The 10,369-nt window shown below is 36.3% G+C and carries 12 protein-coding genes; 7 read left to right on the top strand and 5 right to left on the bottom strand.

The window, feature by feature from the left end:
• The 5 genes from KHW44_RS03085 to pepD form a co-directional block, all read left to right on the top strand.
• Positions 1-253: thiamine phosphate synthase (locus KHW44_RS03085; protein ID WP_304065856.1), on the top strand; the 253-nt coding region annotated here is incomplete at its 5' end.
• Positions 254-1,179: 926 nt separating this feature from the next.
• Entirely contained in the window at positions 1,180-1,680 is a 501-nt protein-coding gene (locus KHW44_RS03080; protein WP_094208025.1) for a DNA-deoxyinosine glycosylase, read from the top strand.
• Positions 1,681-1,776: 96 nt separating this feature from the next.
• Positions 1,777-3,030 (top strand): serine dehydratase subunit alpha family protein, encoded by a 1,254-nt coding sequence (locus KHW44_RS03075; protein ID WP_094208026.1) that lies wholly within the window; start codon positions 1,777-1,779, stop codon positions 3,028-3,030.
• Positions 3,031-3,260: 230 nt separating this feature from the next.
• Entirely contained in the window at positions 3,261-4,472 is a 1,212-nt protein-coding gene (locus tag KHW44_RS03070) for a DUF819 domain-containing protein (protein ID WP_094208027.1), read from the top strand.
• An 82-nt stretch (positions 4,473-4,554) separates the two neighbouring features.
• Entirely contained in the window at positions 4,555-5,970 is a 1,416-nt protein-coding gene (gene pepD / locus KHW44_RS03065; RefSeq protein WP_304065849.1) for a beta-Ala-His dipeptidase, read from the top strand.
• A 127-nt stretch (positions 5,971-6,097) separates the two neighbouring features.
• Here pepD and KHW44_RS03060 read toward each other — a convergent pair whose 3' ends face one another.
• Genes KHW44_RS03060 through KHW44_RS03035 form a run of 5 tightly spaced genes read right to left on the bottom strand, consistent with a single transcriptional unit; the run spans position 6,098 to position 9,104 of the window.
• Positions 6,098-6,397, bottom strand: a complete 300-nt coding sequence (locus KHW44_RS03060) for a DUF5960 family protein (RefSeq protein WP_304065846.1) — start codon at positions 6,395-6,397, stop codon at positions 6,098-6,100.
• Between the two features lie 2 nt (positions 6,398-6,399).
• On the bottom strand, positions 6,400-6,735 hold the full coding sequence (locus tag KHW44_RS03055) for a hypothetical protein (RefSeq protein ID WP_304065843.1): 336 nt from the start codon (positions 6,733-6,735) through the stop codon (positions 6,400-6,402).
• Complete coding sequence (locus KHW44_RS10095) at positions 6,725-8,143, bottom strand: Y-family DNA polymerase (protein ID WP_369680512.1); 1,419 nt, start codon at positions 8,141-8,143, stop codon at positions 6,725-6,727. The genes KHW44_RS03055 and KHW44_RS10095 overlap by 11 nt, the downstream gene beginning before the upstream one ends.
• Positions 8,144-8,153: 10 nt before the next feature.
• Positions 8,154-8,696, bottom strand: coding sequence for an ImmA/IrrE family metallo-endopeptidase (locus KHW44_RS03040; RefSeq protein ID WP_304065840.1), 543 nt, complete (start codon positions 8,694-8,696; stop codon positions 8,154-8,156).
• A gap of 3 nt (positions 8,697-8,699) precedes the next feature.
• Positions 8,700-9,104: a helix-turn-helix transcriptional regulator gene (locus KHW44_RS03035; protein WP_304065837.1), complete on the bottom strand. Its 405-nt coding sequence runs from the start codon at positions 9,102-9,104 to the stop codon at positions 8,700-8,702.
• Between the two features lie 180 nt (positions 9,105-9,284).
• On the opposite strand from KHW44_RS03035, the gene KHW44_RS03030 reads away from it, so the two are divergent.
• Positions 9,285-9,410 (top strand): LDCC motif putative metal-binding protein, encoded by a 126-nt coding sequence (locus tag KHW44_RS03030; protein ID WP_304065833.1) that lies wholly within the window; start codon positions 9,285-9,287, stop codon positions 9,408-9,410.
• A 277-nt stretch (positions 9,411-9,687) separates the two neighbouring features.
• A partial coding sequence (locus KHW44_RS03025) for a KilA-N domain-containing protein (RefSeq protein WP_304065830.1) occupies positions 9,688-10,369 on the top strand: 682 nt, incomplete at its 3' end.

Raw genomic sequence — 10,369 nt, 5'->3', positions numbered from 1 at the left:
TGTGGGGGCGATTTTTCCGACGTTCACTGGAGATGATTTTGTGAGGGTTACAATCGACACGTTAAAGGAGATTTCCGAGAAGATTCACATTCCAATCACAGCGATTGGTGGCATTAACAAGAACAATATTAGGATGATTTTCGACTGTAATGTGGATTCTGTGTCATTGACATCGGCGGTTTTTTCGACGGGAGATGTCGCAGCATCAACACAAGAGTTGAAACAAAAATTCGATATTATTATGAGTAGATAACTAGGGGTGCAAGGGCACCTCTTTTTTAATGCGGTGAAACAGGTAGTTTCATGACAATAAACACAAAAAGTCGTAGCAAATTCATCTGGCTTACAAAAATTGCTGAAGTAGTTTCAGAGAAAGAGAAAAGTAGAAAACCAGTTTGCACGAATATCTAGACTACGAAAATTTGTGATTTCTAAATCTCAAAATCCTAAAATTTGAAGCACGCTTCGCTTACGCGGTCAAATTTTGGACGGATTTTTTCGATTGAAATCAGCTAAATTTTCTCCGTATGATATTCTTAGCAAAACTGGTAATCTACTTCTATTTCAATGCATACAAAAATATTTCACTGAAAAGAATAATCGCAGGACATCTACACATTAAAGGGACAGGAAAACGCAAAAACTCGTAAACCGCTCATCTGTCTACAAAAATTGATAAATTCATCGCTCATGAAACTAAAATCGCAAACTCGCTGACGCTCAAACAGTGCGATTTTTTAACGATTTATTTCGCTTGAATTTGATGTAATTTTTTCCGTATGATATTCTAACAGTATCGGATTGTCTATTTTTATTTCACTGATGAACTTATTCGCTTGAATTTATTCTTATTTTCTCCGTATGATATTCTTAGCAAACTTGGTAATCTACTTTTATTTCAATGCTAGCTCCATACCACTACATACAAACACCCATACCCACGACGTGCCGAAATTCCTTAACTTCATCCCACAACCCAATAACATCTCCACGCCCACATCTGCACTCACGCTCACACCTACGTCTGCACCACATCCTAGTCACGCCGAATCACCACAACCCAACAAATTCTCCACACCAACATCCACACTCCACGCACTCCCACGCTCACGGCTAACTCCCGACAAACGGGGCGCCTTAATACTGTTATGATATAATCTAGAGTGACAAGGGGGATTTATGAAGGGAAATTACGAGACGATTGTTCATCCGTTGTCTCCTCTTTACGATGAGAATTCCAAGATTTTGATTTTGGGTTCTTTTCCATCGGTGAAGACGAGGGAGTACGGGTTTTTCTACGGCCATCCACAAAACAGATTTTGGAAGTTGATGGAGAAACTTTTTGATGTGGATTTGGATGTGAGTATTGAGGATAGGAAGAAATTTTTGCTGGAGCATCATATTGCTGTGTACGATTCGATTTATCAGTGCGATATTATTGGATCAAGCGATTCTAGCATCAAAAATGTGATGCCTTCTAATTTGAAGGAGATTGTAGATTGTGCAAATATTAAACATGTTTTTTGCAATGGGACTGCTTCTTTTAAGTGTTTTGAGAGATATCACGCTAAGAATTTGGGCGTGGAGTCTACGAAGCTTCCTTCGACATCACCTGCAAATGCAAGGTTCAGGTTGGATGATTTGGAAAAAGAGTGGAAGGTTATTTTGGAGTATTTGTAGGAGTTTGAAATCATTTACAATGATGTATTTCTGGTGTTATAATGGTTAATGTATGGAAGAAATTGTTATAAAATTATTTTTTATTGAGGAGTACAAATGAAGAATTACACTGAATTATTAAAATCTGAATTAATTATGGCGTTGGGATGTACTGAACCGATTTCTATTGCGTTGGCAGCGGCTAAGGCTAGGGAAGTTTTGGGAGTGATTCCATCTAAAATAGAGGTTATGTGTTCAGGAAATATCATAAAAAACGTTAAGGGCGTTACTGTTCCAAACACTAATGGTATGAAGGGCGTGGAAGCTGCGACTGCTATTGGCACTGTTGCGGGAGATTCTTGTCTTGGTCTTGAGGTTTTGTCGAAGGTTACTGATGATGACATAAAGGCTGCGAAGGATTTGATGGCGAAGGATATCATAACTGTCAGTTTAAAAGAAGGAGTGGAAAATCTGGACATTGAAATCGTAGCAGATGATGACAACGGAAACACTGTGGATGTTGAGATCAAAAACAAACACACAAATATCGTTAAGGTTACTAAAAACGACGAAGTAATACATATTGACAATTGCTACACTCACACACCAGAATACGAAAATTACGACGAACTTTCTGTGAAGGATATTTACGAATACGCAAACAATGTGGACTTGGATGAGGTTAAGGATTTGTTGGAAAAACAAATTACTTTGAATTCTGATATTTCCGATGAAGGTTTGACAGGAAAATGGGGAGTTGCAATGGGCAAGATTTTGATGGAGGAAGATGATTCTATCAGAACGAAAGCTAAGGCAAGAGCTGCAGCAGGGTCAGATGCGCGTATGAGTGGATGTTCTCTTCCAGTTGTGATTAACGCAGGAAGTGGAAATCAAGGTATAACTTGCACGATGCCTTTGGTTGTGTTTGCGAATGAAAAAAATTACGACAGGGAAACTTTGTATCGTGGGCTTTTGGTTACGAACTTGGTAGCACTTCACATAAAGAGATTTATCGGTAGACTTTCAGCGTTTTGCGGAGTTACTTCTGCGGGAGTTGCTGCTGGGGCTGGAATTTGCTACATGGAAACTAAGGATTTGGATTTGATTGAAAAAACAATCGGCAATGCTTTGATGATTGCATCAGGAATGATTTGTGACGGTGCGAAGGCATCTTGTGCTGCAAAAATCGCCACAGCTGTCGATGCGGGAATTTCTGGATATTATTTGGCGAAAAATAATAGAAATTTCGAAGCTGGAGATGGTTTGTTAAAAGACGATATCGAAGAAACTATCAGAAGCATTGGTTATGTTGCCAAGGAAGGCATGAAGGAAACGGACATTATTGTGCTTAACACGATGATTCAAAAATAGATTTGAGGGCGTTAGTTAATCTAATGCCTTTTTTTATTTGTTCAAACAAAAACATTTTCATATTTAACACGAATATGATTTGAATTTAACGGGAAATTATAGGTAAAATGTGGATTTAAAAGAAAGTAAATTACTTGTGGTTTTATTTATAAATTCCAAGAAAACACTTGCATAATTTATTTATTGGTATTATAATTTAATTAAATAAAATATTTTGAAGGAGGATTCTTATGGGATCATTTATTAGTGCCGAAAGTACTTGGATACTTTGGGCTGTGTTGGCATCATGTGCTGCTCTTGCAATATATTTGGAACAAAAATATACATGGGCAAGCAAGGTTACAGGATGTATTTTGGCTTTGACTTTTACTTTAATTTTGTCAAACCTTAAAATTATTCCAACAGAAGCACCTGTTTACGATGCTGTGTGGGGTTATGTAGTTCCTTTGGCTGTACCAATGTTGTTATTCAACGCTGATATTAAAAAAATTGGTAGAGATTCAGGAAGAGTTTTAATTATTTACTTATTAAGTGGTATTGGAACAATTTTGGGTGGATTTGTCGCATACTTTGCTTTGAAGAATGCAATTCCTGCTTTGAACGATATCGTTCCAATGTTTGTGGGTACTTATACTGGTGGTTCAGTAAACTTCGTTGCAATGAGTCAACAATACAAGGTTCCTGGAGCAACTGTATCAGCTGCATTAGTTGCAGATAACTTACTTATGGCTTTATATTTCTTCACTTTGATGGCTCTTCCAACAATGGCTGTTATCAAAAAACATTACAAGATGCCTCTTGTAAACGCATTGGAAGAACAATCAGAATCTGACAAGGAAGCTAACAAAACTATGGCTGCAAAATATTGGGGAGCAAAAGAAATCTCTCTTAAAGACATTGCTTTCACAGTTGCATTATCATTTGTTATCGTAGCCATTTCTGACAAATTAGCTACTGTATTTGGAGATTTGTTCAAAGGCGAAGGCGCTGTAAGTGCAATTTTGGGCGGATTATTGGGAAATAAATATTTGTTAATGACTACATTTACTATGATAATTGCATCAGTATTCCCTAAACAAATTTCATCAATCAGAGGCAGCCAAGAAATTGGTACTTTCTTGATTTATTTGTTCTTCGCAGTTATCGGAGCTCCAGCATCAATAGGACTAATTTTGAGAGAATCTCCATTGTTATTAGTATTCGCATTAATCGTTGTACTAATCAACTTAATAGTTTCATTGATATTTGGAAAACTTTTCAAATTCAACATCGAAGAAATCATTATCGCATCAAATGCGAATGTCGGTGGACCAACTACTGCAGCAGCAATGGCTGTATCAAAAGGTTGGACAGAACTTATCGTTCCAGCACTTCTGGTAGGTACGTTAGGTTATGTAATTGGTAACTACTACGGTATTCTTTCGGGAATATTGTTACATTAATTTAGAAATTTGAACACATTCTTTGGGTTAATCTCAAAGAATGTGTTTGTTTGAACAGTAATTTGAACAAAAAGGAGAAAATATGTTAGAAAATTTAAAACCGGAAAGAGTGTTTCATTATTTTGAAGAATTGACTAAAATTCCTAGAGAATCTGGAAATGAACAAGCAGTGAGTGATTTCTTGTACAAGACTGGAAAAGATTTGGGACTTGAAACTATTCAAGACGAAAGCAACAACATTATTATCAGAAAACCAGCTCATCCTGATTATGTGGATCATCCTTCAGTTGTAATTCAAGGGCACATGGATATGGTTACAGAAAAAGCTGATGGAGTTGAACACGACTTTTTGACAGATCCTATTCCACTAGTTGTTGACGGTGATTGGGTTAAAACAGAAGGCACTACTTTGGGTGCAGATGATGGTATTGCAAGTGCAATTGGTCTTGCAATTATGGAAGACAAGGACGCTAAGCATCCAGCGCTTGAATTATTGGTTACTACTAATGAAGAAACTACAATGGTTGGTGCAAGAGCTTTGAAGAGGGAAAACATCAAAGGTAGAAAACTTTTGAATATTGACGCCGAAGTTGAAGGGATTTTGTTGTCTGGTTGTTCAGGCGGACACAATATAATTGGTACGAAAAAGCTAAATTACGTAGACAATAAAATGAAAAACACATTCGTGATGAACATCAACAACATGCTTGGTGGTCACTCAGGAATGGAAATTCACCAACAAAGAGGTAACTCCATCAAGTTTGCACGTGAAGCTTTGAAATTAATCGAAGAAAAATCTCCTGTAGCACTTGTTAGCATAGAAGGTGGAACAAAACACAACGCTATTCCAAGAGATGCGAAGGTTGTGTTCAGCTCTAACGAAGATGATTACAATATTGATTTTTCTGATTTGATTGCAAAATATCCATTGGATAAGGATATGAGAGTTAAAATCGAAAAATGCGATCACGCTGAAAAAGTTTTGGATGAAAATGACAAGGACGATATCTTATCTTTCATAGAAGATGTTCCTCACGGAGTGTACAGCATGATGAAAGAATACCCAGATATCGTTGAATGTTCCAATAACTTGGCGATTTTAGAAATAAATGATGATGTGTTGAAGGTAACTATTTCTCTTAGAAGTTCAAATCCAGAAACTTTCGACGCACACACTGAAGATGTGTCAAAAGTTTATGAAAAATACGGATTTGAAGTTAAAAAGGAAGATTATTACAAACCATGGGCGTTCGCAAAAGATTCTGAATTGAGAAACTTGGCGCTTGAAACTTACAAAGATTTGTTTGGAAAAGAAATGAAGGTTGAAGTAGTCCATGCAGCATTGGAACCAGCAGTATTCATCGATACTTTCCCAGACATGGAAATGATCTCCATAGGACCTACTATGAAAGACGTTCACAGTCCAAAGGAAAGACTTTCAATCGAATCTACACAAAGAACTTACGAATTTGTGAAATCACTTCTTGAAAGACTTTAGTTAAAAAAACTAAGCATTAATTGAGCTTAAAAACCCTTATGTACGAAAAATATTCGTTCATGAGGGTTTTTGCGTTTGGAATTATAAAGTAAGACTGCAACTTTACAACACAAGTAAATAAAAATTTCTACAAATCTTTAAGTTCCGATTGCGTTTTGTGACCGACGTATTCAAAAAGAATTATGGATTTGTTTTCTTTTACGAAATTTTTCCTGAAGATAAAATAATGGTCGCGATTATCTTTGCAGTTTTTCGCATTTATTCTGAAATAATCACTTTTCGTAGTCACCATGTGTTCCAAAATGTCGTCTGTAAGAAATGTAAGAGGCACGTTGATGTTTGCGTATTTGTAAAAGTCCTTCTCAAAAGCTATGAAATTGTCCGAAAAATAATCGAATTGAAATGTGTTTTTGTGTAATGTGTTCATAACTACTCCATCAAATTAATGTTCAAAATCTCACTGAATTTTATCTCTATCATTTGATTGTCACTTTCAAAATATATCTTGTCTTCGAAAAAATCGTAGATTGTCCCGATGTATGATTTGTTGTTGTGGATGAAGATTTCGACTGTGAAATCATTCAAAAAAGCTTGGCTTATCAGCAAAAGTAAACTACTTGCGCCCAATGATTGTACGCTTACATTTTCAGTCATCGAATGTAGTGCTGTTGTGTGTTCTGACAGGAAAAATCCCATCCATTTTGCCATTTTTCTGTCGCAATATTCCCTTGCTGATTTGTAGGGGAGATAATTTCTAATAATCATAAGTACCGTCCATTCCGCCGCAGTGGCCGCCGATTAGTTTGCTTCGTTCGATTACACGCGATCCTTCCATGAGAGATGTCGCTTTTTGAATGGAAGTGAATCCGTATTTGTCTCTGATTTCGTCGATTGCAGATTCCAAATTCTTCTGTTTTTCTATTTTCTCAATGTCTTCAAAAAGTGAAAATGATATGCACGCTTCATCCACCAAATTTTCGTAGCTAACGCCAAGTCTTCTGACAGATCCTCCCTGATATTTCTTGTGGAACAAATCCATGACATGTTTCGTTAGCTCAGCTGTTGTTTGGGAAGGAGAGATGGTCTTTTGTGCGTGGATGGATCTTTTGTTTTCCTTGAAGGAATATCCAACGTAGATCGACACCACGGTCGCTTTCTTTTTGATTCTTCTAATCCTTATAGCAACTTGCTCTGCGATTTCTTTGAGAACTATTTCGATTTCACTTTTCTTGGAGTAATCTCTTGGAAGAACTTGGGAATTGCCGAGACCTTTTGATTTTCCATTATAAGGCTGTGTGACCTTGGATTCATCGACGCCGTTTGCGTGAAACCACAACTGTACGCCCATTATTCCGAATTCTCTTTTCAAAATATCGGGATTGGAATTTGCGAGGTCTCTCACCGAAAAAATACACAATTTATTCAGCCTTCGGTTAGTTCTTTCGCCGATTCCCCAAAAGTCTGTCAAATCGGGAATACTCCACACTTTCTCCTCCACATCTTCGTAAGACCAATTTGCCCTCATATTCACAGTTTTCTTCGCCTCATTGTCCAGCGCAAGCTTTGCCAACAGAGGATTGGAATTACTCATTCCAACTGTAGAGTACAAACCAGTTTTGTTTCTGATTTCGTTTTGAATTCTAGAAGATATCAAATCCAATTTGTCCTTGCGCGATATTGTTTTATCGGGAATGAAATAATTCAAACTAGTCGTCAAATCGATAAATCCCTCGTCGATAGAATAGGGAAGAATCTCGTCTTTGGAGGCGTAATTCATGAAAATCTTCTGGATTTTCAAATTCTCTTCGATGTACAAAGCCATTCTAGGAGGAACGATGACGGTGTTTTTTGCCCAAGTTTCGATGTAATTGATATATGAATTAGTGATAGGCAAATTCTGTCTGAGTGCTGATTGGAAGTTAAACTTCCTATCGCGGACGTGAAAAGGCAAATCAAAAGCCCTACCGACATTCTTCTTTCCGAAAACTTTCTTAAAAGTAGGAGAACTTGCGAGAATTAATCCACTCGCATTGTCGGAATTACTCATGACGCAAAGAGAAGTTGTCAAGGGATTCAGATTTCTCTTGACGCATTCAACACTTGCGTAAAAACTTTTGATATCCACAAAAGCAATATCAGATTTTGGCTCTAAAGAGTAATCTATAAGTCCCATAACAACCTCCTTACTCGTCATCTAACGGACTGTAATCTTCCAAAAAAGTCGATTTTGGATTTTCAATATAGCAAATATCTGAAGGAAACTTGTTCAGCTTCACCATCTCAGATATTTTCAAATTCAACAAATTAATATCCACACTCAGCTTGTAAGCCATAGTCTTGTCGTCAGTGTACTCGCGCATCGTCTTGATCAAATCCTCATCCGAAATCAAAAGATGAGCCGCGAAAATATTCGCTTCATTCTCAAAAACATCCGTAGGATTGAACACCTTGTTCTCGTGAAAAGCGTGACCATCAATGCAGTATTTTCTGTGAAGTTGGTCGTGGCCAATCTCGTGAGCCAGAACAATTTTCTTCAAACTTCCGATGTTATTCGCAATCAAAATAACCCTGTTGCGAAGAATTACCTGATATACACCCAAAAGTTTGGACGGACTATCGATATAATGAAGCTTAATCCCCAACAAATCCAAAAGCTCCTCGGGATTTCTGGTGTGGTATTTTTCAACCAAATTATTTACCTTATCGTATATCCATCTATTGTACATAAACTACCTTTTATTCTTGCTTTTTCCGTATTTTTTGTTCTCCAACTTGGCTTCGTAGTAGGCTTCAGCAATCGCGTTGAAAAGTTTGTCCTTGTCCTCTTCTGGAAGAGAACCACCAGCGAAAAGCCCAGTCAGATTATCCACCAAATTCTCCGCATCTTTCTTACCAGAATATCCAAATTTCTTAGCAGAATCCAGCACGAAATTATCCTCCACAGTCAACAAAAAATTGATGTCGACATTGAAAAACTCCGCGATTTTCTTGTACATATCTTGCGTGCGTGGACGAGTACCCTTCGTTTCGTAGTTGCTTATAGTCTTCAAAGTCACGCCAAGCTTGTCCGCAAGTTCAGTCTGCGTAAGACCTCTATCTTCTCTGAGTTGTTTTAATTTAGCACCAAAGCTCATTGATTTCCTCCATAAATAAAATTAGAAGTTCAAATACAAAACGTATGAACTGTAACTACTAATATTATAATTTAAACTTCTAATTAAGTCAAATTTTTGTAGAATTTGAAAATGAAACTCATTAGATGTATAATATAAATGTAAAAAAGTTGACATTGAAACTAAAAAGGTAGTGATTAAATGAAATTTTTTAACAAAATAAAGAAAAATTTTGAAGAATTTTTGAAAAAATTGGGCAACGAAAATAAAAATACTTTCGGAGAAGAAAGGCTGGACTGTTGCACAATGAATAAAAAAGATAAATAGAAAATCGCGAATCGGATTTGATAATTCAAGTCCGATTTTTTTATAAAACAAATTAATTTTTAAAATCAGAGCGAAAGAAATCAAACTTTCGCTCTATTTTTTTGCACAGACAAACAGCTACAATACTGAATTTACCAACTCATTTTGATATAATAAAAGGTAAGAATGATTAATAAACAAGAATGAAAATATAGCAGGTGATTACATGTATAACATAACAGGAGCTAACCTTGGATTTGAAATTGTAAAGAGTTCACCAGCATAAGGAGGGAGTAAATTGTCGAAAATCAAGAAAGATCAAATTTCTGCTAAGGGATTTTCAATTCAAGTATATACCGAAGATTTTAAAAATGATTATATAAGCTTAACAGATATAGCAAGATATAAAAATAAAGAAGAACCAAATGTAGTTGTAGCTAACTGGATGAGAAATTACAATACTATAGAATATTTAGGAATTTGGGAGCAATTAAATAATCCAGAATTTAAACCCCTCGAATTCGAGGGGTATTTAAAAGAAGCAGGCAGTAATGCTTTTACATTATCTCCTCAAAAATGGCAGAAGACAACAAATGCTATAGGACTATTTGTAAAACTTGGAAGAGGAGGAGGAACTTTCGCACATAAAGATATTGCCTTCAAATTTGCTTCCTGGATATCGGCAGAGTTTGAATTATATATTATAAAAGATTATCAAAGATTGAAGGAAGATGAAAACTCAAAGCTATCATTGACTTGGAATCTTCATAGGGAAATTTCTAAGATTAATTATAAAATTCATACAGATGCAATCAAAGAATATCTCTTAAAAGACCTAACTAATGAACAATTATCTTTTAAATACTCGAGTGAAGCAGATATGCTCAATGTCGCATTATTTAACAAAAGAGCAAAACAGTGGCGTGAAGAAAATCCAGATCTAAAAGGTAATATGAGAGATGGTGCAACCCTGAATCAAT

This window comes from Finegoldia magna, assembly GCF_018371055.1.
GTDB lineage: Bacteria > Bacillota > Clostridia > Tissierellales > Peptoniphilaceae > Finegoldia > Finegoldia magna_I.
This window is presented reverse-complemented; position numbering and strand designations above follow the sequence as displayed.

Coding starts and splice junctions, on each gene's coding strand:
- KHW44_RS03030 (WP_304065833.1), top strand. CDS start 9,285: ATGAAATTTTTTAACAAAATAAAGAAAAATTTTGAAGAATTTTTGAAA.
- KHW44_RS03080 (WP_094208025.1), top strand. CDS start 1,180: ATGAAGGGAAATTACGAGACGATTGTTCATCCGTTGTCTCCTCTTTAC.
- KHW44_RS03055 (WP_304065843.1), bottom strand. CDS start 6,735: ATGATTATTAGAAATTATCTCCCCTACAAATCAGCAAGGGAATATTGC.
- KHW44_RS10095 (WP_369680512.1), bottom strand. CDS start 8,143: ATGGGACTTATAGATTACTCTTTAGAGCCAAAATCTGATATTGCTTTT.
- KHW44_RS03075 (WP_094208026.1), top strand. CDS start 1,777: ATGAAGAATTACACTGAATTATTAAAATCTGAATTAATTATGGCGTTG.
- pepD (WP_304065849.1), top strand. CDS start 4,555: ATGTTAGAAAATTTAAAACCGGAAAGAGTGTTTCATTATTTTGAAGAA.
- KHW44_RS03035 (WP_304065837.1), bottom strand. CDS start 9,104: ATGAGCTTTGGTGCTAAATTAAAACAACTCAGAGAAGATAGAGGTCTT.
- KHW44_RS03040 (WP_304065840.1), bottom strand. CDS start 8,696: ATGTACAATAGATGGATATACGATAAGGTAAATAATTTGGTTGAAAAA.
- KHW44_RS03070 (WP_094208027.1), top strand. CDS start 3,261: ATGGGATCATTTATTAGTGCCGAAAGTACTTGGATACTTTGGGCTGTG.
- KHW44_RS03060 (WP_304065846.1), bottom strand. CDS start 6,397: ATGAACACATTACACAAAAACACATTTCAATTCGATTATTTTTCGGAC.